Here is a 22,673-nt window from a genome sequence, read left to right on the forward strand (position 1 = left end):
GGCGGCATAGTCTGACGCGTCTCAACGTCAGCCCATCAGGAGAGTGTTGTGTCCAATTCGATCCCTAGCATGGAGCCGCGCGGGCCGGCCAGCGCAAACCATCTCCCCTTCTCCGATGCGGCCGAACAGCAACGCGAAGCACTTCACCACGGCGACCGACTGGCGCGCCGGCGCGGTCTGCGCGACTGGCTGCGTCAGCTTTGGCCCGGTGCTGGCCGAAGCCCTTCGACCCAAATGGCACGCATCCGCAACGCCATGCTGCAGGAGTTGGCGCAATTGCCTGTGGCCGAGACAGCAAGCGAAGCCGATGCGATCAAGGCAGCCCAGACCGCCAAATGGCGCTTCCTGGTGGCCCGACAGATTGCCGAAGCCAACGACGCCGAAATTCTCTGGCGCCTGCGTGGCAACCTCACACAGGCCATGGGCGCCTGCTACAGCCCAGTGGTTGTGCACCAGCGCATGGCCGAAATCAGCTTTATGTTCGCCGGCCTGCTGCACCGCCGTGCGCCTTGTGCCGGCGACAACGTGGTGCAGTTGCCCACCCGACCCAGCACCTACCACCTGCCGCCCGACAGGCCAACCTCGCCTTCCACGCGCCACCAGATCTAAACGCCTGACGATCCACCCTGTGCAGGGTTTTGTGCCAGGCACGGCCGGCCGTGGCGCAACTGCTACGACAATGGCCGGGTGAGCATCCCCAAAACATTCATCGACGAACTGATCGCCCGCGCCGACGTGGTGGAGATCGTGGGCCGCCATGTGCAACTGAAAAAAGGCGGCGCCAATTTCATGGGCCTGTGCCCATTCCATGGCGAAAAGTCGCCGTCGTTTTCGGTCAGCCCGACGAAACAGTTCTACCACTGCTTTGGCTGCGGCAAAAACGGCGATGCCATCCGTTTCTTGATGGAACACACAGGCGCCACCTTCGTCGAAGCGGTGACCGACCTGGCCCAGCAATACGGCATGCAGGTGCCTGAAGACGACACCTCGCCACAAGAGCGCGCACGCGCCGCCGAACAGCGCGAAAAACAGGCCACGCTCAACGATGTGCTGGAAAAAGCCAACCAGGCCTACCAAAAACAACTGCGGCAAAACACACGCCCGATCGACTATCTGAAGAACCGCGGGCTCTCCGGCCAGGTGGCCAAACAATACGGCCTGGGTTATGCGCCTGCGGGCTGGCGCGCGCTGGCAAGCGTGTTTCCCGAATACGACGACCCGCTGCTGGTCGAAAGCGGCCTGGTACTGCTGAACGCTGACGAAGACAGCGGCGAAGAAAAGCGCTACGACCGATTCCGCGACCGCGTGATGTTCCCCATACGCAATGTCAAAGGCGAATGTATTGGTTTTGGCGGGCGTGTGCTGGGGGACGAAAAGCCCAAATACCTCAACTCGCCCGAGACCCCGGTGTTCAGCAAGGGGCGCGAGCTGTATGGCTTGTTCGAGGCGCGCAACGCCGTGCACAACGCCGGTTTTGTGCTGGTCACCGAAGGTTATATGGACGTGGTGGCGCTGGCCCAACTGGGTTTCCCGAATGCGGTGGCGACCCTTGGCACGGCCTGCACCCCCGACCACGTGCAAAAGCTGTTTCGCTTCACCGATGCGGTGGTTTTCAGCTTTGACGGCGACAGCGCCGGCCGCCGCGCCGCGCGCAAGGCGCTCGACGGCGCCCTGCCCTATGCCACCGATGTGCGCAGCGTCAAATTCCTGTTCCTGCCCGCCGAACACGACCCCGACAGCTTCATACGCGCCCATGGCCGTGACGCCTTTGCCCAATACGTGGCCGAGGCCACACCTTTGAGCAAGTTTCTGATCGAGGCTGCGCGTGAAGGCTGCGACCTGTACACCGCCGAGGGCCGTGCCCACATGGCCAGCAACGCCAAGCCCTTGTGGAGCCTGCTGCCCGACGGCGCCCTGAAGCGCCAGATGTTGAGCGAGATTGCAGGCTTGGTGCAGTTGAGTTCTGCCGAACTCAACGACGTGTGGTTTGGCCGCGGCGCCACCGCGCCACGCTCTGCGTCTTCAGCAGAAGAAGCCCCCTCGGGCCAGCACCCGCCACAGTCGGGCTGGAAGAAGAACGACGACTGGAAGAAAAAGAAGGACACCTGGAAACCCAAGAAGGAATGGAGCAAGAAGTTCAGAAAGGATGAAGACGACGGCCCGCGCCAGACCGATCGCATCCAACCCGCCAGCCGTGCCGACCATGCCGTGCGCCTGCTGCTGGGCCACCCCGGCGTGTGGGACAAACTCACCGGCGAAGACCACACCATGCTGGCCGCTCTACCGGGCCAGTACGGTCCGCTGTTCAGTTGGCTCGAAGGCCAGTACCACGAGCACGGCCCGCAGCCTTGGGGTGTACTCAGCGAGCAACTTCAGGCACACAATCATTTTTTTGACGACCTGGCGATCCAGATCATGGCGCGCCCGGACGCAGCACCCGCGCCACCGCCCCAGCCAGATGCCGCAGGCATCACCCCCGACCCGGCCCACGAACTCGCCCTTGAGCTGCGCAATCTGCTCGACCTGATGCACATTGACTACTTGAACGAAGAGATGAATGCCCTGGTGCTGCTGATCCCCACGGACGCCGAAGCCCGTGCGCGCTACCACGCGTTGTCCGAGCGCCGCAACACGCTGCGCAGCAAAGGCAAAACCCTGCTTGAGTCGTAGTTTCTTGACAACCAAGGCCTGATCAGGCTTTTTCTACTTGAAATTTGAGCAAAAGGTTATAATCTGCGGTTAGCTTGCTCGGCAAGAGCGACAGCAACACCTCCGGACCCGGCCACACGGCGCCACCGCGCGCACAGCCACACCACCGCAAGGGTTGCATGCCAAATGTTCGCCCACACATCTTGCCAATGAGATTCATCTCCTAGAGATTCGTCTTGCCTAGCACCCGCGCCGGGAGTTGATGGCGCTTGGTTGCTGTTTCATCTGTCTTTGTCGTTCAAGGTTGATCCATGCCAGCACAAAAGTCCGAGAAGCTCGTCAAACCAGTTGCGGCCAAAACGTCCGCAGCCAAAGTTGCTCCCAAGTCTGCTCCCGCGCCTGTCGCCAAGTCCGCTTTGAAAGTCAAATCAGTGCCCGCATCGAAAAAAGAATCCGTTGAAGTTGTCGAGACTCCGGCCAAGAAAAAACCTGGTCGTCCGCCCAAGAGCGCAGCCGCCGACACCAAGGCCGTGGCCGTGAAGGTCAAGCCCCCGGGCGCCAAGCGCGGCCCCAAGCCCAAGGGTTCGATTTCGACCGAAGTCAACGAAGACGACCTGATTGACGTCGAAGAAGACGTGGCCGAAGAACCGGCCGTCACCCTCTCGCCCACGGGCGAGAAGGTCAAGCCGCTGCGCATGAAGATCAGCAAGGCCAAAGAACGCGCCTTGATGAAGGAATTCGGCCTCGACGAGACCGTGCTGTCCGAAGAAGACATGGCCAAGCGCCGCCTGCGCCTGAAGGCCCTGATCAAGCTGGGCAAGACGCGCGGCTACCTGACACACGGCGAAATCTCCGATCACTTGCCCGACAAGCTGATCGACGCTGAAACGCTAGAAGCCGTGATCAACACCCTGAACGACCTGGGTGTGGCGGTGTACGAGCAAACGCCCGATGCCGAATCGCTGATCCTGACCAACAACGCGCCCGCGGGCTCGACCGAAGAGGAAGCCGAAGAAGCCGCCGAAGCCGCCCTGTCCACCGTGGACAGCGAATTCGGCCGCACCACCGACCCGGTGCGCATGTACATGCGCGAAATGGGCACGGTGGAGCTGCTTACGCGTGAAGGCGAAATTGAAATCGCCAAGCGTATCGAAGGCGGCCTGATGCGCATGATGGAAGCCATCAGCGCCAGCCCCGCCACCTTGGCCGAGCTGTTCCGCCTGGGCGAAGACATCCGTGAAGGCAAGGTCGTCATCTCGACCATCGTCGACGGTTTCTCCAACCCCAACGAAGCCGACGATTACGTGGCCGAAGAAGACTTCGATGAATTCGACGAAGCCGATGACGACGACGGCAAGGGCGGCTCCAAAGCGCTGACCAAGAAGCTCGAAGAATTGAAGAACGAAGCGCTGACGCGTTTCGACAGCCTGCGCGACCTGTTCGAAAAGGTCCACAAGATCTACGACAAGGAAGGCTACGGCACGCCGCATTACGCCAAGGCGCAGGAAGCCCTCAGCACCGAGCTGATGACCATACGCTTCACGGCGAAGACGATTGAAAAGCTGTGCGATCTGCTGCGTGGCCAGGTCGACGACGTGCGCAAGAAAGAGCGTGAGCTGCGCCGCATCATCGTGGACAAGTGTGGCTACCCACAGGAAAGCTTCATCGCCGAGTTCAGCGGCCGCGACAAGATGGGCAACAAGATTGCATCGCAGTTGCTCAACCTGAGCTGGATCGAAAAACAATCCAACGCTGGCAAGCCTTGGAGCGCGATCATGGCGCGCAACATTCCGCCGGTGCAAGACCTGCAGCAAAAGCTGACCGACCTGCAAGCCCGCGTGGTGGTGCCACTCGACGAGCTGAAGGCCATCAACAAGCGCATGAACGAAGGCGAAGCCGCCTCGCGCGATGCCAAGAAGGAAATGATCGAGGCCAACTTGCGCCTGGTGATTTCCATCGCCAAGAAGTACACCAACCGTGGCCTGCAGTTCCTCGACCTGATCCAGGAAGGCAACATCGGTTTGATGAAGGCGGTCGATAAGTTCGAATACCGTCGCGGCTACAAGTTCTCGACCTACGCCACGTGGTGGATACGCCAGGCCATCACCCGCTCTATCGCCGACCAGGCGCGCACCATCCGTATTCCGGTGCACATGATAGAAACCATCAACAAGATGAACCGCATCAGCCGCCAGCACTTGCAAGAGTTTGGTTTCGAGCCCGATGCGTCCATCCTGGCCGAAAAGATGGAGATCCCGGAAGACAAGATCCGCAAGATCATGAAGATCGCCAAAGAGCCGATCTCCATGGAAACGCCTATCGGCGACGACGACGACAGCCACTTGGGCGACTTCATCGAAGACGGTGCCAACACCGCCCCGGTGGAAGCGGCCATGCAGGCCGGCCTGCGCGACGTGGTGAAAGACATTCTCGACAGCCTGACGCCACGCGAAGCCAAGGTGCTGCGTATGCGTTTTGGTATCGAAATGAGCACCGACCACACGCTGGAAGAAGTCGGCAAGCAGTTCGACGTGACCCGCGAGCGCATTCGCCAAATAGAAGCCAAGGCGCTGCGCAAGCTCAAGCACCCAAGCCGCTCGGACAAGCTGCGCAGCTTCATCGACACGCTGTAAGCGACTGCTTCTGGCTTAGCCACAATGCAAAAACGCCCCGGACGGGTTAACTGTCCGGGGCGTTTTTACTTCAAGAAAAATCAGGCTTCTGCGCTGGATGGCCATGCGCAGGCCGCTACGAAATCAGTAGTTCTTCACAGTAGTAGTTCAGCCTGCCGCAGACGCTGCCGTTTCACCCAGGTAAATACGTGCCAGCCCCTGGGTGATGGCCTGCACGATCTGCTCGCGGCGCAGGCTGATGTGTTCGGTCAAATGTTGATCAGCCGCCGCCGCATCGCGTGACTTCAGCGCATCCAGAATCATCTGGTGCTCGTGCTGCGTCGAGTCGCGGCCCACGTTTTCCATGTCGATCCAGCGGATGAAACGGATGCGCTCGTTCAAGCTGCCGAGCATGCGGCGTAGCTCACCATTACGCGCCATCGCGGCCAGTCGCATGTGGAATGCTTCGTCGAGTTCCACCAGCGAGCGCACCGGCGTGTCGGGCGGCACACTGCGGCTCTCTTCCAAAAACGCCAGCGCCTCGGCAATCTCTTCGTCGCTGCCGCGCTGCAGCGCCAGGCGCAGGCATTCGCGTTCCACGGCCACGCGGGCTTCGTATTGGTCCAGCGTTTCCTGTATGTCTAGCGGGCGGCGCACATAACCGCGCGTGGCGGGCAGCAAAAAGCCATCGGTCACCAGGCGGGTCAAGGCTTCGCGCACGGGGGTGCGGCTCACGCCAAGCTTCTCTGCCAATTCAATTTCACTCACACGTTCGCCGGGGCGCAACTCATAGGAGATCGCCATCTCGCGCAGCGTGTCGAACACACCCGAGCCACGCTCGCGCCGCACGGCAGAAATGGCCGGGGCATCAGCGGCAGCCTCGCTGTTTGCCGCGAGCAACGGCTTTAACGGTTTCAGCGCTTTCAATGGTTTAGAAATCACTTCTTGTCGCGGCATGATTTAAGTATACTTAATTGAATTCTTATTTTCCAGAGCCGATTTTCCAGCAGGAGCACTCGCACATGTCGAATCCAACACCCGCCCAACCCGCCACCACAACCGATACCTTCAACGGCGCCGACGCCATGGTGCGCATGCTGCAGCTCAACGGCGTGAAGCACATCTTCGGCCTGTGCGGCGATACCAGCCTGCCCTTCTACGACGCCATGGCCCGGCTCGACCACGGCATGGACCACATTCTCACCCGCGACGAACGCAGCGCTGCCTACATGGCCGACGGCTACGCGCGCGTCACCGGTCGCGTGGGGGTTTGCGAGGGCCCGAGCGGCGGCGGCGCCACGTATCTGTTGCCCGGCCTGGTCGAAGCCAACGAGTCGTCGATTCCGGTGCTGGGCATCACCTCGGACGTGTCGGTCGGCTCACGCGGAAAGTTCCCGCTGACCGAGCTGGACCAGCAAGCGCTCTACAAACCGCTGACCAAGTGGAACACCACCATTGACCGCGTCGACCAGATCCCCGGCGCCGTGCGCAGCGCTTTCCGCGCCATGACCACCGGCCGGCCCGGTGCCGCACATATCTGCCTGCCCTACGACGTGCAAAAACATAGCCTGGACCCGGCTGACGTCTGGGCCCAGCCCGGCCACGGCCACTTCCCGGCCTACCGCAGCGCACCCGATCCAGTCGAAGTGGAAAAGGCTGCCGAGCGCCTGGCCGCAGCCCGTGCGCCGGTCATCATCTGCGGCGGTGGTGTGGTGATTGCCGGCGCCTGTGAAGCCCTGGATGCACTCGCCACCCAGCTCAACGCGCCGGTGTGCACCACCGTCAGCGGCCAAGGCAGCCTGGCGGACAACCATCCATTAAACGCTGGCGTGGTCGGCACCAACGGCGGTGTGCCTTCCACCCGTGCCGTGGTGGCACAGGCCGACCTAGTGTTGTTCATAGGCTGCCGCGCCGGATCAACTACCACCGAACACTGGCACATGCCGGCGCGCAACGTGCAGATCCTGCACATCGATGTAGACGCCATGACCATAGGCACCAACTACCGCACCGATGTCGCCCTGGTCGGCGATGCACGTTTGGCCATAGAAGCGCTGAACACGGCCCTGCACGGCATGCTCAACCAGCCTGGCCACAAGCGCCCGGCCGAGCTCGCCGATGGCCGTGCCCTGGCGGCCCGCGCCCGCAGTGAAAAACAAGCCTTCTTCGCCCCGCTGGCCGCCTCGCTAGCCACGCCCATCAAGCCCGAACGTGTGGTCGATGCGCTGAACCGCCTGCTGCCCGCACGCGCCATCGTGGTGGCCGACCCCGGCACACCCTGCCCCTACTTCTCGGCCTACTTCAACGCGCCGCAATCGGGCCGCCACTTCATCACCAACCGTGCACATGGTGCACTGGGCTATTCGATGTCGGCCGCATTTGGCGCGGCCATAGGCCAGCCCGATTCGGTGGTGGTCTCGGTGATGGGCGACGGCAGCTTTGGCTTCACCTGTGGTGAGCTGGAAACCATTGTGCGCCGCAACGTGCCGCTGAAGATGATTGTGTTCTCCAACGCGGTCTACGGCTGGATCAAAGCCAGCCAAAAAACCGGCTACGACCAGCGCTACTTCTCGGTGGATTTCAACCGCACGCAGCACGCGCGTGTGGCCGAAGCCTTTGGCGTGAAGGCCTGGCGCGTAGAGAACCCCGCTGACCTGGACGCCGCACTCAAGGCCGCCCTGATGCACGACGGCCCGGCGCTGGTGGACGTGATCTCGCAAGAGCTGCAAGACACAGCCGTACCCGTGAGCCAGTGGATGGGTTAAATCCCTGCCATCGCTCCGATAAATCCATAAGCGCCCAAACAAGTTTCTCGCTTCGCGTTACCCTCCCCGTCGTCTCGTTCAGGAGTTGTTCATGCTGCATTCGCCCCGTCGCCGGCACGCCTTGTCTATGGCTGCTGCTACTGCCCTTGGTTTGGCTGCGCCCGCTTGGGCCGCCGACAACGATGCGCCCTTGCGCCTGGTCATCACCTTTCCGCCGGGGGGCAGCACCGACATCGCCGCGCGCATACTGCAAGATGAGCTTTCCAGGAAGGCCGGCCGCCCTGTCATCGTCGACAACCGGCCCGGTGCGGCCAGCCAGATCGCTACGCAATACGTGGCCAAATCAGCGCCCGATGGCAACACCGTGCTGGTGAGTTTTGACACCCACGCCATCAACCCCATCGCCAAAGCCAAGCTGCCGTATGACACGTTCAAGGACTTCGCCGGTGTCACCCTGGCACTGCGTTTCCCGCTGATCATTGCGGCATCGCCCAGCGTGCCCGGCAAAGACCTGCGCGGCTTCATTGACGCCGCCAAGGCCAACCCGGCCAAATACAGCTACGCCTCTACCGGCCTGGGTTCGATGAACCACCTGGTGATGGAAGACCTGAAGCGCCGCGCCAACATCGATGTCTTGCACGTGCCGTTCGGCGGCGGCGGCCCGGCCATACAGGCGGTGCTGGGCGACGTGGCCAGCCTCACACTGCTGAGCTACGCCGCCTTGCGCGGACAGATTGCGGCCGGCAAGCTCAAACCGATAGCCGTCACGGGCGCCAAGCGCCTGCCCGAGTTGCCAGATGTGCCCACCGTCATGGAGTCGGGCTTTCCTGGTTTTGAAGCCTATTCGTGGATTGGCATCTTTGCGCCGGCGGCCACACCGGCGGCCACGCTGCGCAAACTCACGGCCGATTTTCAGGCGACCTTGCAATCGCCCGACGTGCATAGCAAACTCACACAGGCTGGCTTTGAAGTCATGGCCACCGACGGTGCCGGCGTGGATCGCCACCTGCGCGAGGAATACGAGCGCTGGGGCAAGTTTGTGCGTAGCACCAACCTCAAGCTAGAAGAATAAAGGCTCGCCCAGCATGTCATTGCCGCTCGACCACATCGTCATCGCCGTGCACGACCTGGCGCAAGCCATGGCCGACTACCAAAAGCTCGGCTTCAACGTGTTGCCGGGTGGCCAGCATCCCGGGCGCACCTCGCACAATGCCCTGGTGGTGTTTGCCGATGGTGCCTACCTGGAACTCATCGCCTGGCAAGGCCCGGCCCCGCAGGAGCGCTGGTACAACACCTTGCAGGCACACGGCGAGGGCCTGGTGGACTTTGCGCTGCTGCCGCAGGACACGGCCATAGCGCTTGCCGAGGCCCAGGCACGTGGCCTGGACACGCTGCGCGGCCCAGTCGATGGCGGCCGTGTGCGCCCCGATGGTGAACGCCTGGCCTGGCAAAGCGCGCGCCATGACACACCGGACGTGCCGTTTCTCTGCGGCGACGTCACCCCACGCAAGCTGCGTGTGCCGGATGACGAGGCTGCGCACACCCATCCCAACGGTGCGACCGCTGTCACCAACCTGTGTGTGGCAGTGCACGACCTGGATGTCAGCCTCAGGCGTTACCAGGCCCTGCTGGGGCCCGATGCCAGCACCACCGCCCCCACCCTGCTCTCCGGCCTGGGCCTGCGCGTGGCCATCATCACACTGCAGGGTTTGCAGGTCGTGTTGATGTCTCCGGCCGAGCGCAAAGCCAGCCCGGCAAGTACCGACAGCCATTCCGCCCAGGCCTTGCGCCAACGGCTGTCCACCCGCGGCGAAGGCCCCTGCGCCTTCACGCTCGCAGGCCATGGCGGCACGGTATTGCGTGGCCTTGACGAAGACCTGAGCCATGGCGTCGCGCTGGAGCTCTGGGGCAAATAAGCCGTTCTGAGGCGGCTGTCGGCACGCAGTCTGACAGCGGCAAGAAACCTCAGCCCCTAAGCTAAGCCCCTAGGCTGTGCTTGAAAACACCGCGAGTGGCACCATTCTGGGTATTCGCCACAATTCTTTGGAGCCCCCATGAGCAAGGTTTACCGCAAAGACCCAGAGGCCATCGCGCGTTTGACACCCGACCAGCGCCGCATCACCCAGCAAAACGGCACCGAACGCGCCTTCACCGGCGAATACGACGATCTGTTCGAAGACGGCCTGTACGTCGACATCGTCTCCGGTGAGCCGCTGTTTTCGTCCAAAGACAAATACAACTCAGGCTGCGGCTGGCCGGCCTTCACCAAACCGGTGGACAACAACGTCAGCGAGTTGCGTGACCACAGCCATGGCATGGTGCGCACCGAAGTGCGCTCGGTGCATGGCGACAGCCACCTGGGCCATGTCTTTGAAGACGGCCCGCGCGAGGCCGGCGGTCTGCGCTACTGCATCAACTCGGCCTCGTTACGCTTCATTCCCAAGGCTGAACTCGAAGCCCAGGGTTACGGCAACTACCTCGTCAAAGTTTAAAAGGAGCACACCATGAGCAAGGAAACCGCAGTGCTGGCCGGAGGTTGTTTCTGGGGCATGCAAGACCTGATCCGCAAGCTGCCCGGCGTGCAAGACACCCGTGTCGGCTACGTCGGCGGCAGCAACGACCACCCAACCTACCGCAACCACCCGGGCCACGCCGAAGGTGTCGCCATCGTGTTCGACAACGAAGTCACCAGCTACCGCGACATTCTGGAATTCTTTTTCCAGATCCACGACCCTAGCACCAAAAACCGCCAGGGCAATGACGTCGGCACCAGCTACCGTTCGGCCATCTTCTATACCAGCGAGCAACAAAAGGCCGTGGCACAGGACACCATCCAGGACGTGGACGCTTCAGGTCTGTGGCCCGGCAAGGTCGTGACCGAAGTCGAGCCCGCGCCCACCTTCTGGGAAGCCGAGCCCGAACACCAGGACTACCTGGTGCAACACCCGAACGGCTACACCTGCCACTTTCCGCGTGCGGGCTGGACACTGCCCAAACGCGCTGCACTCTAAATCGAAGCTCACCAGCAAAAAGCGCCCCACGGTTGATTCAGTGGGGCGCTTTTTGTTTTGAGCATTGCATCCTGGCGAGTTGGCCAGCCGTGGAAGTCAAACTGAAACCGCTGGCCCAGCGCAGGCTGCGGCTCAGCCCTGCGTACGCACATGCAAACGCGTGCTTTGGCAGCGGTGCAGCGCGATGTAGTGTTCCAGCGTGCGGCCATTTGCCGCATAGGCGATCGACTCAATACGCAGCAACGGCTCGGTGCTGTCGATCTGCAGCAGCTCGCGCTCTTCTGCAGCTGGCAGCACGGCATCGATCCAGCGTTCGGCACGCGCCACCTGCAGGCCGTATTGGCGGCTCAGCACTTCGTAGAGCGACTTGTCTTCGAGCCGGATACGGTGCAGCTCGGGGGCCAGGTCGGCCGGCACCACGGTATCTACCAGCACGGAAATCGTGCCATCGACGCTGCGCAAGCGGCGCAGTGCCGTCACCTGTGTGCCGGCTTGCAAACTCAGCGCAGTGGCTTCGCGCGCGTCAGGCAGGCGCAGCGTCTGGTGCAACACCTGGGTACGCACGGCGCGGCCCTTGAGGCGCATTTCATCGGAGTGGGCCAGCAGCGTGGAGGCAAAATCATCCTCGCGTTTGGGTGCCGAAATAAAGGCTCCCTTGCCCTGGATCTTGTAGACCAGCCCGCTGCGCACCAGGTCGGCCAGGCATTCGCGCACCACGATACGCGAGACACCGTGGGCCGCGCCAAGTTCGGCTTCGGTGGGCAATTGCGCGTTCACGCCAAGCTGGCCGGCCACGATCTGCTGGCGCAGTTTGTCGCGCAATTGCTGCCACAGTGGGGTTTTGCTGTCGCGGTCAAGCATCGGTATGGATGAGGTTGTCATGCGGCGCGTTTCCAGGCGATGGGTGAAGTGTTGAGTCGCGCATGGTGCTTGCCGGTCAGCAAGGCCATGCAACGCGCGATTTCGTTTTGCTGCTGCTCCTCGCTCCAGTGCAGCGCTTGCGCAGCGGCCCGGGCCATCAGCGCGAGACTGTTTTCATCAAGGTTTCCAAGAAAGGCCAGCAGGCTGCGGTGCAGCACAAGGTCCGACAAATGCACCACTCCGGTTCGCTCGCAAAGTTGCTGCAGGGATTGTAGGTCGGTGCCATCAAACCCCAGGGGGGCAATAGCGCATCGCAGTCCGGCAGTGGCCTTCAAGCGCGGCTGCTTCAGCAGCCCCAGGACACTGTCCGTCGCTTCTTCGGCCAGGGCACGAAAGGTGGTCCATTTGCCCCCTACCAGGCTGATCACCGGCACCGCACGTGCACCCGCCGGCGGGTCCAGCACCACGCTGTGGTCACGCGAAATCTTGCCCGGCTGCTCGGCCCCCACGGGCCGGGCACTGGGAGCCGCCTGCGCCAGTGGCCGCACGCCCACGTAGGTGTAGACGATGTGTTCGCGCACAAACGGCAAACGCGGAAACACCTCGCGCAACACTGTCAGCAAATAATCGACCTCGTCGGCTTCGGTCACCGCCTCTTCAGGATCGGCAATTGGAATGTCGGTAGAGCCCACCAAGACACGCCCCAGAAAGGGGTAGACGATGCAGACGCGCCCATCGGCCGCCTCAAAATAAACCATGCGCCCATTCAGCGCGTCATGCAGCGCCTCGTGCGCCAGCACCAGATGTGAGCCCTTGGTGCCGGTGACGCGCCCCTTGGTCACCTGCAGCACATCGCTGAGTTGCTCGAGCCAGGCTCCCGTGGCGTTGACCACCACATCGGCCGTCACCTGCGCCTCGGCGCCCGTATCCACGTCGCACAGGGTCAGGGTGTTGCCCGCGCACGCGGTGAGCTGGCAGTAGTTGCTGACCAAGGATTGGGGCTGGTCGTGGTGCGCCTGCGCGATCAACTCGTGCATCAGCCGCTCCGGGTGGCTGATCCAGGCATCGAAGAAATGCGCGGTCCAACGCACATCCGGCGCCAGCAGTGCACGGTCTTCGGAACTCAACCGACGCAGCGCATGCTTGGGCAGCGTGCGCTGTGAACGCCCCATGAAGTCGTACAGGCACAAGCCCAATGCCACCGCCACCACGCCACGCGATTGCGCCGGTGGATGCCCCCCAAAAAAGCGCATGGCACTGCCAAACATGCCGCCAAACCACGAACGCAACGGAATCACGGTATGCAGCGGTTTCACCAGATGTGGAGCGATGGCGAGCAGGTTGTTGCGTTCGCTGGCGGCCTCGCGCACCAATGAAAACTCGGCGTTTTCCAGGTAACGCAGCCCGCCGTGGATCATGCGCGACGGCGCACTGCTGGCGCCGCTGCCCACGTCACCCTTGTCCACCAAAAGGCATTCCACACCCTGCAGGCACAGGTCGCGAAACACCCCCACGCCGTTGATGCCGGCGCCCACCACCACCACCGGAAAATGCCGGCTCGACAACGTTATGGGTCTTGTGAAGGGCGACTGTGTGGATTCGGTCATGGGTTTTGGGGGCATGGCAAAGGTTTCAGCGCTGATGAAGAAGATGGCCGACCACGGGTACAAGCTGCGCCAGCAGGTCGTCGAACTCCGCCAGAAAGCCCTGGTAAAAAGTGCGCGCTTGCGGCAATGGCTGCACCTTGTGGCAGCGGGCAAGCAAAACCTGTGTGGGCAGGCCCAAGGCCTGCGCGGCAAAGATGGCCGCACCGCGCGCGCCGGTTTCGTCGGCACCCGGGGTGTACACGGCTTCATTCAGCATGGTCGCCAGCAACCCGGGGATACGCACATCCGCCGCACCGCCGCCCAGCGCGAACAGTCGCGCACGCGGTAGCCCGGCATCACGCAATGCGTTCAGGTTTTTGGCGTGCAGCGCCACAACGGCTTCCAACACGGCACGCGCCATGTCAGCGCGGCTGTGAAAGGCGCGCAGGCCGACAAAGCCGGCACTCGCGTTACCCTGGCCGCCATTGATGAACGGCAGAAAACGCAAACCATTGGCACCCTGTGGCGCGGTGAAAGCGGCCGTCAACAAAGCTTCGCGTTCACCGCCAAAAACGGTCTCGGTCAACCACGCGAGATTCGCCATGGACGAAGCTCCGTTGTGCATGTACATGCGCGACAAGTCGGCGTTGAGCAGCACCGCATTGCTGATGCCCGGCTTGGGCAAAACCAACGAAGCCTCGCCTGCCTGGGGCGGGCCTGCGACGGTCGCGTTGACACACCAGGTGCCAAACACCGCCGCGGTGTCGCCGGGCTGTGTGCAACCGGCACCGGTCATGGCGGCAAACAAATCGATGGCCCCCATCACCACCGGCAGCCCCTCCGGCAGGCCCAGGCGTGTTGCCATGGCGGGCAATACCCGGCCCAGGCGCTGGCCGCTGTTGCGCAGTGGTGCCAGTGTCTCGGCGCTCCAGCCCGGCACCTCGCTCACTGCAAAGGCCAGGCTTGCGGGCCGCCCTGTGGCCGTGTCGAGCAGGCCTGCGGTGGTGGCATCGCTGTAGTCGGTGGCCATCTCGCCGCAAAGGCACCAGGCGAGATAGTCCTTGGCAAAAAACAAGGTAGGTGTGGCAGCAAGTGCAGCCGGCGTGCTTTGTGCGATGCCTGCGGCAATCATGGTGGGCTGGCCGGCCCAGGCACTGCAACCCACTTTCGCAGCCAGGTTGGCAGCCGCGCGCAGGTTCAGGCTCTGGGCAAGCGCGGCGGCACGCTGGTCGGTGGACGACACCGCCATACCGGCGGCCAGCGCACCATGGCCCGTCACCATATAAAGGCCGCCGCCGTGCCCGGCGCAGGCGATAGCCTGCACGTCACTAACCTGTGCCCCGAGTTGCGCCACCAGGGTTTGCAATACGGCTTGCAGCAATTGATCGAGCACCGCTTGCGGCACTTCGCAAGCACCCGTGGCACGGCGCTGCCACGGCACCAAACGGCCGGTCTGGGCCAACACCGCGCCATCTTCGGCACGGAAAACGGCGGCCTTGAAACTCGTGGAACCAAGATCCAAACCGATCAACAACGCACTCGACATGTCATTACATCTTTCGATTAAAAAATTATTGTTGTTATAACATCATAGGAGAAAATTCAAAACCACTAGGCACCACTTATTCTTTACCAAAGCTTCAATTTCGAGTCAATTTAGCTGCAAATTGACAAAATATGAAACCTAGGGTTTGCGATAGGCCAATTAAAACATCACCAACCTAGACTCCAACCTGTCATGACAACCATGGCAGCAAAACAGACTTGTCATGACTTCTTAAAAGGGAAGCAAGTGGTGAAGAAATCAACTTTGGGCGCGTCGGGATTGTTGTGTTCCCGCGTCGGGCTGGGCACGTGGGCGATGGGTGGATGGATGTGGGGCGGGACTGACGACACGGCAGCCATCGCCGCCATCCACGCCGCATTCGATGCGGGGAGCAACTTCATCGATACCGCGCCGGCCTACGGTCTGGGTCACGCCGAAGAGGTCGTGGGCCAGGCCCTGCAAGGGCGCCGCCACGAGGCCGTGGTGTCGACCAAATGCGGCTTGGTCTGGCACACCCAAAAAGGCACACATTTCTTCGACGAAGAGGGCCAGCAGGTCTACCGCTACCTCGGGCGCGACGCCATCGCTTTTGAAGTCGAGCAAAGCCTGCGCCGACTGCGCACCGACTACATCGACCTCTACTTCACCCATTGGCAAGACGCCACAACGCCCGTGGCCGAAACCATGGGCGCCCTCCTGGACCTCAAGGCACAAGGAAAGATCCGTGCCATTGGCATCAGCAACGCCGATGCCGCCACGCTCGGCGAATACCTGCGTCACGGCCCGGTGGATGCGGTGCAGGAACGCTACAGCCTGCTCGACCGCGGCATTGAGTCCGAACTGATGCCGCTGTGCCGCGCCCACGGCGTGGCCATACACGGCTACGGCTCGCTCGCCATGGGGGCTCTGGCTGGCCCGCAGGAAGCCAGGCGCGTTTTCACCGGAGACGACCAGCGACGCGACAACCCACGCTTTGCGGCCACAGGCCAGGCGCGGCTTGCCGCCTTCTTCCAGGACATCACCCCGCTCAAAGACGCCCATGGCTGCAGCTTCGGTCAACTGATGGTGGCGTGGGCCTTATCCAAGGTGGACGTGGCTCTGTGCGGCGCCCGCCAACCGGCACAAGCGATGGAAAACGCTGGCGCCGGCGACATCAAGCTCAACCCGACCGAGCTGCAGCAAATTGCCGCAGCCGCCAAACAACGTCTGGAGAACCTGTGAAAGACATTCGCCTACAACGCCTGTTCCAAAACGGCGGCTGCCTAGACATCGCTGTAGACCATGGCGTGTGCAACGAGCCCAGCTTTCTCGATGGCCTGGAAGACATGCCGGCCACCATTGACGCGCTGGTCCAGGCCGAACCCGATGCCATCCAGATGAACTTTGGCCAGGCCGATCTGCTGCAAAAGCGCCCCGGCCGCAGCAAACCCGCGCTGGTCATGCGCCTGGACATGGGCAACCCCTACAACGCCACCTTGCACCGCGTGATGTGGGCCGTGCTGCAAAACGAAAAAGACCCGGTGCTGCCGGCCGTGCAGATGGATGCGGCCTGCGTGGTGGTCAACCTGTTCATGCTGCCGGGCGAGCCCGACCTGTTTCGCCAATGTGTGGCCAACATCGCGCGTGTGCGCGCCGACTGCGACCGCTACGGCATGCCGTTGATGATAGAGCCGCTGGTGATGCGCCCGCATACCGAAAAAGGCGGCTACATGGTCGACGGCGATGCCGACAAGATCGTCACGCTGACACGCCTGGCGCGCGAGATGGGCGCCGACATTGTGAAAGCCGACCCCACCACGGCCGCCACAGACTTCCACCGCGTGGTGCAAGCCGCGCGTTGCCCGGTGCTGGTGCGCGGTGGTGGCCGTGAAGACCTGCGCCAAGTGTTTGCACGCTCGCGGGTACTGCTAGACCAGGGCGCCGTGGGCATGGTCTATGGGCGCAATGTTTATCAGCACCACAACCCGTCGGCGGTGGTGCGTGCTTTGATGGCGATGATCCACCAAGGCGCGAGTGCCGAGGCGGCGTGGGATCTTTATACCGGCGCCGAGGGGACTTGTTCAGCGTAGCCGCAGGCCAAATCGGTAAACGAGTTTGCCGAGCAAGGGTGAGTGATAGGTTTGGTGTGTTTCATGGGTTTCGTGAAGTTCTAATTTTTACAACGAAGGAGTCAACATGAGGCGTGATTTTCTGAAGTCGGCTGTCGCCGCCGGTGCCGGCATGGCATCTGTGGGCGCCATGGCGCAAGCCGCAGCCACCACGGCACCAGCCCCTGCAAAGGGCGCCGGCCTGCGCGGCAACGCCAACGATGTCTACGTCATGAACGTGATGGTCAGCGGCGTTGAATACTGGTTCCCGGTGTATGAAATGTTCAAGTCACTGGGCGCCACACTGGGCGTCAAGACACGCTACACCGGCACGCCCGAATACGACGTCAACAAACAGTTGGCCTCGTTCGAGCAGCAGCTCGCACGCAACCCGGCGGGCATCTTTCTGCACCCGATGAACCCCGATCCGTTCATCGAGCCCATCAACCGCGCGGCGGCCATGGGCATACCGGTCGTGACCTTCGCCGCCGACTCGCCCAATTCCAAGCGGGTGTCGTTCATCACCTCGGACAACACCCGTGAAGGTGTGGCCGCAGCAGACGCAATTGCGGCCGCACTCAACGGCAAGGGAGACTACGCCGTGCTGGAAAACCCCGGCCAGGACAACCACGACCGGCGCATCTCGGCCTTTGTCGACCGCATGAAAACAAAGCACCCCGGTATGAAGCTGGTGGGCCGCGCAGCCACCAACCAAGATGCCAACAAAGCCTATCAGGCAGTGCTGAGCCTGATCCAGGCCAATCCGAATCTGGGCGCCCTGTTCATGCCCGAGGCCAACACCGCGCTGGGTGCGGCGCAGGCCAAGGTCGAGTCGAAGAAAGACATCAAGGTGATGTGCTGCGACGTCAACGCCAAGATCCTGGACATGATCAAGTCGGGCGACGTGTTTGGCTCCATCAACCCCAACCAGGGCATGCAGGGTTTCGCCGGCATGATGGCCTTGTTCATGGCCAAGAACCCACAGCTCATCGACCCGATGAACGACGCCAAACGCGCTGGCCGCAACCCCATGGGCATTCCATTCCTGGACAACGGTCTGTCGGTGGTCAGCAAGGCCAATGCCGACGACTTCTACTGGGACAAATACCTTAAGCGCCGCGGCACCCGCGGGATAGACGAATAAGCCCGCGGATGCTGCTCGAACTAAAAGGCATACAGAAGTCATTCGGCGCCACCCATGCGCTGGTGGGCGTGGATTTTGCACTCGCCAGAGGGCAGATCCACGCAGTGTGTGGCGAAAACGGCGCCGGCAAGTCCACCCTGATGAAGGTCATCGATGGCATCATCCAAGCCGATGCGGGCAGCATCGCCATCGAAGGAGAAACGGTCTACATCCAAGACCCGGGCCACGCCGCCCGACTCGGCATCTCGCTGGTGCACCAGGAGATCTCGCTGTGCGGCAGCGCCTCGGTGGCCGAGAACATCTTCATGTACGAGGTCAACACCTCGCCGCATCGGTTGATGCGCTACGGCGAGCTGCAGCGCCGCGCCGCCGCCATTCTGCAAAAGCTCGACAAGGACATAGACACCTCGATGTGTGTGGACCAGCTCAGTTTGTCGAACCAGCAGTTGGTGGAGATCGCCAAGGCCTTGGCGCTGGAGTGCAAGATCCTGATCCTTGACGAGCCCACAGCGGCGTTGACCGAGATCGAGTCGCAAGCGCTGTTCCGGGTGTTGAAGCAGTTGGCCCAGAGCGGCATTGGCATCGTCTACATCAGCCACCGAATGGCAGAGATTTTTGAGCACTGCAGCCACGTCACCGTGCTCAAAGACGGCGCCAATGTGTTCACCGCCGAGATTGGCCAGACCACACCGGACGAGCTGATCCGCAAGATGGTGGGGCGCGAGATGGGCTGCTTTTATCCGCCCAAAGCACACAGCCCGGGCCATGTTGCGCTGCTCGAAGTGGACAAGCTCAGCGACGACGAAGCGGTGCACGGTGTCACGTTCACGCTGCGCCAAGGCGAGATTCTCGGCATCGCCGGGCTCATGGGCGCGGGCCGTTCGGAGATCGCCAAGGTGATTTGCGGCCTGACGCACCGCACCCAGGGCAGCGTGTCGCTTCACGGTTCACCGGTCGAGGCCAGGTCATACCAACAAGCGCTGGCCGCTGGCATCGCCTACTTGAGCGAAGACCGCAAAGCCGAGGGTGTGTTTCTGGAAATGCCAATCCAGGCCAACGTCTCTTCTATGGCCCTGCACCGCGTGAGCACACGCTGGGGCACGGTAGACCCGGCGCGTGAGGCCGCGCTGGCGACCGAGTTGGGCCAAAAGCTGAACCTCAAATCCAATGGTGTCGCCATCGCTGCCAGCAGCCTGTCGGGCGGCAACCAACAAAAGGTGGCGATCGCCAAGCTCCTGGCCACACGGCCGAAGATCGTGTTCATGGACGAGCCCACGCGTGGAGTAGACGTAGGTGCCAAAGCCGAGATTCACCAAATATTGCGCCAGCTTGCCAACGAGGGCGTAGGCGTGGTGGTGATCTCGTCGGAACTGCCGGAAATCATAGGCCTGTGTGACCGCACGCTGGTGGTGCGGCACGGCACGGTGGTCGGTGAACTGGGCACAGAGGAAATGAACGAAGAGTCGATTTTGAGAATGGCCTCGGGACTGGAGCAGGAATCACGATGAAATTGAAATTCAAGAACTTGAGAGAAGCCGGACTGATCGCCATCATCTTGATGATTTGTATAGCGATGTCATTTGCCTCGGAATACTTTCTCACCTGGGAGAACATGCGCGCGATGCTGCTGTCGTTCTCGATCGAAGGCATTGTGGTGGTGGGCATGGCCGTGTTGCTGATCGTGGGCGGTATCGACCTCTCGGTCGGCTCGGTGGTGTGCCTGGCGATGGTGATTGTCGGCAAGCTTTTTTTGCTGGGCTTGAACCCCTGGGCGGCCAGCCTGGTGGCGATTGTGGCCAGCGCCGGCATAGGCCTGTGTATTGGCCTGTGCGTGACCAAGATCGGCCTGAGCCACTTCATCGCCTCACTGGCCTTCATGGTCATTGCGCGGGGCTTGAGCCTGGCGATGACGCAGGGCACACCGCAGTCGCTGTTCACCTTGCCGGCCGATTTCAAGTTCATCGGCCAGGGCACCATCGCCGGCATACCGGCGGTGATCCTGATCTTTCTGGCGATTGTGGTGGTCAGCGACTTTGTGCTGCGCAAGTCAACGCTGTTGCGCAAGGTGTTCTACACCGGCAGCAATGAGAAGGCCGCGCGTTATGCCGGTATCAACGTCGACAGCGTGAAGCTTTGGGTGACGGTGTTGTGCGCCACCATGGCGGGTGTGGCCGGGGTCATTTTCACGGCGCGCTTTGGAGCGGCCACGCCCACCTTTGGTGTGGGCATGGAGCTGAACGTGATTGCAGCAGCCGTCATCGGCGGGGCAAGCTTGAAGGGCGGCTCGGGCACGATCTACGGCGCGGTGCTGGGCTTGGCCTTGTTATCGGTGGTCACCAGCTCGCTGATCTTGCTCGACGTATCGGTCTACTGGCAGGACGTGATCAAGGGCGGCATCTTGCTGGCGGCGGTATCGCTCGACCATTGGCTGAGCCACTCGAAGAAAGCGGCTTGACGCGGCTCAGCCAGCCTCGGCCTCACCCGGCCAGCGGTAGCCCAGCAAGCTCGCTGCGTCATACGAATGTTCGCGCACCTGGCCCAACTGGTTGCCGCCCAGCAGCCAGATCTGCCCGGCCTCTTCGCGCAGATAAAAACCTACGTGGCCGCGCCAGCCCTGAGGGTCTTCACGCGTGAGCACGGTGACACAGCCGACGCGGGGCGCCGTGAGCGGCTGGCCCCATTCGAGCCAGGCACGCGCCAAAGCCGAGTTGGTCGCGGGCAAACCGGCCTGCAGAAAACACCAGTTGACGAACGAACCACACCAGGAGACCTGGTCGTCCCAGCCTTTGTTGTTGACGCTGGCGTGGTAGGCCTCGATACGTGGGTTGGACGCACCCGGGGCGCCCTGGGTCACGCCGATTTCGGCGCGTGCAATGTCCAACCACGGCCAAGCGGTTTTGCCATGCGGGGTGTTGTTCATGGCTTGGCGTTTGTGTTGGAAGCCATCTCATCCGCCAGCCAGCCACCACCCAGCGCCTGGATCAAGGCCACGGCGCTGGTCTGGCGGTTGACCTGCAACTGCACCAGGCTGCGCCGTGCGCTCAGGGCCGAGGCTTGTGCGGTGACCACGTCCGAATAACTGACCTGCCCCGCGCGGTAGCGGTTGAGCATTTGCTGCTCGGTCTTGTCGGCGTTGGCCGAGGCGGCGCGGCGCAGGCCTTCCTGCTGGGCCAGGCTGGCACTGGCGCTCAACTGGTCTTCCACGTCCTGGAAAGCGGTGAGCACGGTTTGCCGGTAACGCGCCACGGCGGCGGCGTGGCCGGCACGCGCACTGGCCACCCTGGCGTCGGTGGCGCCGCCGTCAAAAATGGTCTGGGCCAGTGTGGCGCCCACGGCCCAGGCCAGGGCCGAGAAATCGAACAACTTGCCTACATCGGCGGCGACGTTGCCGGCCGAGGCGCTGAGGCTGATGTCGGGGTAATAACCGGCGATGGCGATGCCTATGGAAGCGTTCGCCTGCGCCACGGCGCGCTCGGATGCGGCAATGTCCGGGCGGCGCTGCAGCAGCGTCGACGGCACACCCGTGGGCACGGCGGGCACATACGGCGTCCAGGAGGCGGGCGTGATGCGGAACTCGGCTGGCGCCAGCCCCACCAGCACGGCAATGGCGTGCTGCAGCACGGCGCGGCTGCGGACCAGGCTTTCGCGTTCGGCGCGGGTGTTGAGCAACTGGGTCTCGGCTTGCAGCACATCGCTTGAGGTGGCCAGCCCGGCGTTGTAGCGGTTGCGCGCGATGGTCTGGGCGCGTTCGTAGCCTTCAATGGTGTCGTCGAGCAGCGCGATTTCGGTGTCGGCCTCGCGCAGCGAGAAGTAGTTGCTGGCGAGCGCGCCCAGGGCCGACAGGCGCGCCGAGGCCAGGTCGGCGGCGCTGGCTTGGGCGGCAGCCTCGGCGCTGTTGGCCGTGGCACGCAGGCGGCCCCAGAGGTCGGGCGCCCAGTCGGCACCCAGCGTCAGTGAATGGCTGCTGGCGGCAAAGTCATTACGTGTACCGGCGCGGCGGCTGCCGGCACTGAGCGACAAGCTGGGCAACAAGGCCGCGCCCTGTTCGCGCACCAGCGCTTGCGCCTGGCTGTAGCTGGCCACGGCGGCGGCGATGTTCTGGTTGGAGATCTGCACCCGCTCGGCCAGGGTATTCAACTCGGGGTCGTTGAAGCGTTGCCACCACGGGCCTTTGTCCAGCGTATCGCCGGGCGTGGCGGGCAGCCAGCCTTGCATCGCCGGGGCTTCCTGCCAGGCCGTGGGACTGCTGATGGTGGGTTGTTCATAACGCGGACCGACCGCACAACCCGCCAGCAGCACGGCCACGGCACACACCGTGGCGCGCGCCGAAAATTGAGATAAATAAGGGCTCTTTAGCACTATGGACATGCGAGAGAAGCTATCTTTTCGATAGTATTTAAAGGGCAGCAAAA

At 62.6% G+C, this 22,673-nt stretch carries 19 protein-coding genes; 13 read left to right on the plus strand and 6 right to left on the minus strand.

Annotated elements, in window-relative coordinates:
• The first annotated feature begins 48 nt into the window (after positions 1-48).
• From ACFQ95_RS13225 to rpoD, 3 genes are all read left to right on the plus strand, one after another.
• The gene (locus ACFQ95_RS13225; protein WP_422831616.1) at positions 49-609 is read left to right on the plus strand and encodes a hypothetical protein; all 561 of its coding nucleotides are present in this window, start codon (positions 49-51) and stop codon (positions 607-609) included.
• Positions 610-687: 78 nt separating this feature from the next.
• Positions 688-2,670: a DNA primase gene (dnaG, locus tag ACFQ95_RS13230; RefSeq protein ID WP_422831618.1), complete on the plus strand. Its 1,983-nt coding sequence runs from the start codon at positions 688-690 to the stop codon at positions 2,668-2,670.
• A gap of 290 nt (positions 2,671-2,960) precedes the next feature.
• Positions 2,961-5,282: an RNA polymerase sigma factor RpoD gene (gene rpoD, locus ACFQ95_RS13235; RefSeq protein ID WP_422831620.1), complete on the plus strand. Its 2,322-nt coding sequence runs from the start codon at positions 2,961-2,963 to the stop codon at positions 5,280-5,282.
• Between the two features lie 147 nt (positions 5,283-5,429).
• Here rpoD and ACFQ95_RS13240 read toward each other — a convergent pair whose 3' ends face one another.
• Positions 5,430-6,218: a GntR family transcriptional regulator gene (locus ACFQ95_RS13240; protein ID WP_422831622.1), complete on the minus strand. Its 789-nt coding sequence runs from the start codon at positions 6,216-6,218 to the stop codon at positions 5,430-5,432.
• Between the two features lie 65 nt (positions 6,219-6,283).
• On the opposite strand from ACFQ95_RS13240, the gene ACFQ95_RS13245 reads away from it, so the two are divergent.
• From ACFQ95_RS13245 to msrA, 5 genes are all read left to right on the plus strand, one after another.
• Positions 6,284-8,026 carry a thiamine pyrophosphate-binding protein gene (locus tag ACFQ95_RS13245; protein WP_422831624.1) on the plus strand — a complete coding sequence of 581 codons (1,743 nt, stop codon included), beginning with the start codon at positions 6,284-6,286 and terminating at the stop codon, positions 8,024-8,026.
• Between the two features lie 91 nt (positions 8,027-8,117).
• Positions 8,118-9,098, plus strand: a complete 981-nt coding sequence (locus ACFQ95_RS13250; protein ID WP_422831626.1) for a tripartite tricarboxylate transporter substrate binding protein — start codon at positions 8,118-8,120, stop codon at positions 9,096-9,098.
• 13 nt (positions 9,099-9,111) lie between these two features.
• Complete coding sequence (locus ACFQ95_RS13255) at positions 9,112-9,942, plus strand: VOC family protein (protein ID WP_422831628.1); 831 nt, start codon at positions 9,112-9,114, stop codon at positions 9,940-9,942.
• Positions 9,943-10,080: 138 nt separating this feature from the next.
• Positions 10,081-10,518 (plus strand): peptide-methionine (R)-S-oxide reductase MsrB, encoded by a 438-nt coding sequence (msrB, locus tag ACFQ95_RS13260; RefSeq protein ID WP_422831630.1) that lies wholly within the window; start codon positions 10,081-10,083, stop codon positions 10,516-10,518.
• 12 nt (positions 10,519-10,530) lie between these two features.
• A complete protein-coding gene (gene msrA / locus ACFQ95_RS13265) occupies positions 10,531-11,037 on the plus strand; it encodes a peptide-methionine (S)-S-oxide reductase MsrA (RefSeq protein ID WP_422831632.1) in 507 nt (168 codons plus the stop codon).
• A gap of 132 nt (positions 11,038-11,169) precedes the next feature.
• Here the strand turns inward: msrA and ACFQ95_RS13270 are convergent, their stop codons facing one another.
• The 3 genes from ACFQ95_RS13270 to ACFQ95_RS13280 are packed head-to-tail and all read right to left on the minus strand — an operon-like array spanning position 11,170 to position 15,030.
• Positions 11,170-11,919 (minus strand): GntR family transcriptional regulator, encoded by a 750-nt coding sequence (locus ACFQ95_RS13270; RefSeq protein ID WP_422831634.1) that lies wholly within the window; start codon positions 11,917-11,919, stop codon positions 11,170-11,172.
• The gene (locus tag ACFQ95_RS13275; protein WP_422831636.1) at positions 11,916-13,520 is read right to left on the minus strand and encodes a glycerol-3-phosphate dehydrogenase/oxidase; all 1,605 of its coding nucleotides are present in this window, start codon (positions 13,518-13,520) and stop codon (positions 11,916-11,918) included. Before ACFQ95_RS13275 ends, ACFQ95_RS13270 begins: the two co-directional genes overlap by 4 nt.
• Positions 13,521-13,530: 10 nt before the next feature.
• Positions 13,531-15,030 carry an FGGY family carbohydrate kinase gene (locus ACFQ95_RS13280; RefSeq protein ID WP_422831638.1) on the minus strand — a complete coding sequence of 500 codons (1,500 nt, stop codon included), beginning with the start codon at positions 15,028-15,030 and terminating at the stop codon, positions 13,531-13,533.
• A gap of 249 nt (positions 15,031-15,279) precedes the next feature.
• On the opposite strand from ACFQ95_RS13280, the gene ACFQ95_RS13285 reads away from it, so the two are divergent.
• The 5 genes from ACFQ95_RS13285 to ACFQ95_RS13305 all read left to right on the plus strand — a co-directional run bounded on the left by ACFQ95_RS13285 (position 15,280) and on the right by ACFQ95_RS13305 (position 20,716).
• Entirely contained in the window at positions 15,280-16,251 is a 972-nt protein-coding gene (locus ACFQ95_RS13285) for an aldo/keto reductase (RefSeq protein WP_422831640.1), read from the plus strand.
• Positions 16,248-17,099 carry a class I fructose-bisphosphate aldolase gene (locus ACFQ95_RS13290; protein ID WP_422831642.1) on the plus strand — a complete coding sequence of 284 codons (852 nt, stop codon included), beginning with the start codon at positions 16,248-16,250 and terminating at the stop codon, positions 17,097-17,099. The genes ACFQ95_RS13285 and ACFQ95_RS13290 overlap by 4 nt, the downstream gene beginning before the upstream one ends.
• Before the next feature lie 106 nt (positions 17,100-17,205).
• Positions 17,206-18,261, plus strand: coding sequence for a substrate-binding domain-containing protein (locus ACFQ95_RS13295; RefSeq protein WP_422831644.1), 1,056 nt, complete (start codon positions 17,206-17,208; stop codon positions 18,259-18,261).
• An 8-nt stretch (positions 18,262-18,269) separates the two neighbouring features.
• Positions 18,270-19,769 (plus strand): sugar ABC transporter ATP-binding protein, encoded by a 1,500-nt coding sequence (locus ACFQ95_RS13300; protein ID WP_422831646.1) that lies wholly within the window; start codon positions 18,270-18,272, stop codon positions 19,767-19,769.
• A complete protein-coding gene (locus tag ACFQ95_RS13305; RefSeq protein ID WP_422831648.1) occupies positions 19,766-20,716 on the plus strand; it encodes an ABC transporter permease in 951 nt (316 codons plus the stop codon). Before ACFQ95_RS13300 ends, ACFQ95_RS13305 begins: the two co-directional genes overlap by 4 nt.
• Before the next feature lie 6 nt (positions 20,717-20,722).
• Here ACFQ95_RS13305 and ACFQ95_RS13310 read toward each other — a convergent pair whose 3' ends face one another.
• Positions 20,723-21,181 (minus strand): TIGR02594 family protein, encoded by a 459-nt coding sequence (locus ACFQ95_RS13310; RefSeq protein WP_422831650.1) that lies wholly within the window; start codon positions 21,179-21,181, stop codon positions 20,723-20,725.
• A complete protein-coding gene (locus ACFQ95_RS13315; protein WP_422831652.1) occupies positions 21,178-22,629 on the minus strand; it encodes an efflux transporter outer membrane subunit in 1,452 nt (483 codons plus the stop codon). The genes ACFQ95_RS13310 and ACFQ95_RS13315 overlap by 4 nt, the downstream gene beginning before the upstream one ends.
• Positions 22,630-22,673 lie beyond the last annotated feature (44 nt).

The organism is Variovorax sp. HJSM1_2 (assembly GCF_049316285.1).
Classification (GTDB): domain Bacteria; phylum Pseudomonadota; class Gammaproteobacteria; order Burkholderiales; family Burkholderiaceae_C; genus Rhodoferax_B.

Bases quoted from the DNA above. Each gene is read 5' to 3' on its own strand.
- rpoD (WP_422831620.1), top strand. From the start codon at position 2,961: ATGCCAGCACAAAAGTCCGAGAAGCTCGTCAAACCAGTTGCGGCCAAA.
- ACFQ95_RS13240 (WP_422831622.1), bottom strand. From the start codon at position 6,218: ATGCCGCGACAAGAAGTGATTTCTAAACCATTGAAAGCGCTGAAACCG.
- ACFQ95_RS13245 (WP_422831624.1), top strand. From the start codon at position 6,284: ATGTCGAATCCAACACCCGCCCAACCCGCCACCACAACCGATACCTTC.
- ACFQ95_RS13250 (WP_422831626.1), top strand. From the start codon at position 8,118: ATGCTGCATTCGCCCCGTCGCCGGCACGCCTTGTCTATGGCTGCTGCT.
- ACFQ95_RS13255 (WP_422831628.1), top strand. From the start codon at position 9,112: ATGTCATTGCCGCTCGACCACATCGTCATCGCCGTGCACGACCTGGCG.
- msrB (WP_422831630.1), top strand. From the start codon at position 10,081: ATGAGCAAGGTTTACCGCAAAGACCCAGAGGCCATCGCGCGTTTGACA.
- msrA (WP_422831632.1), top strand. From the start codon at position 10,531: ATGAGCAAGGAAACCGCAGTGCTGGCCGGAGGTTGTTTCTGGGGCATG.
- ACFQ95_RS13270 (WP_422831634.1), bottom strand. From the start codon at position 11,919: ATGACAACCTCATCCATACCGATGCTTGACCGCGACAGCAAAACCCCA.
- ACFQ95_RS13275 (WP_422831636.1), bottom strand. From the start codon at position 13,520: ATGCCCCCAAAACCCATGACCGAATCCACACAGTCGCCCTTCACAAGA.
- ACFQ95_RS13280 (WP_422831638.1), bottom strand. From the start codon at position 15,030: ATGTCGAGTGCGTTGTTGATCGGTTTGGATCTTGGTTCCACGAGTTTC.
- ACFQ95_RS13295 (WP_422831644.1), top strand. From the start codon at position 17,206: ATGAGGCGTGATTTTCTGAAGTCGGCTGTCGCCGCCGGTGCCGGCATG.
- ACFQ95_RS13300 (WP_422831646.1), top strand. From the start codon at position 18,270: ATGCTGCTCGAACTAAAAGGCATACAGAAGTCATTCGGCGCCACCCAT.
- ACFQ95_RS13305 (WP_422831648.1), top strand. From the start codon at position 19,766: ATGAAATTGAAATTCAAGAACTTGAGAGAAGCCGGACTGATCGCCATC.
- ACFQ95_RS13310 (WP_422831650.1), bottom strand. From the start codon at position 21,181: ATGAACAACACCCCGCATGGCAAAACCGCTTGGCCGTGGTTGGACATT.
- ACFQ95_RS13315 (WP_422831652.1), bottom strand. From the start codon at position 22,629: ATGTCCATAGTGCTAAAGAGCCCTTATTTATCTCAATTTTCGGCGCGC.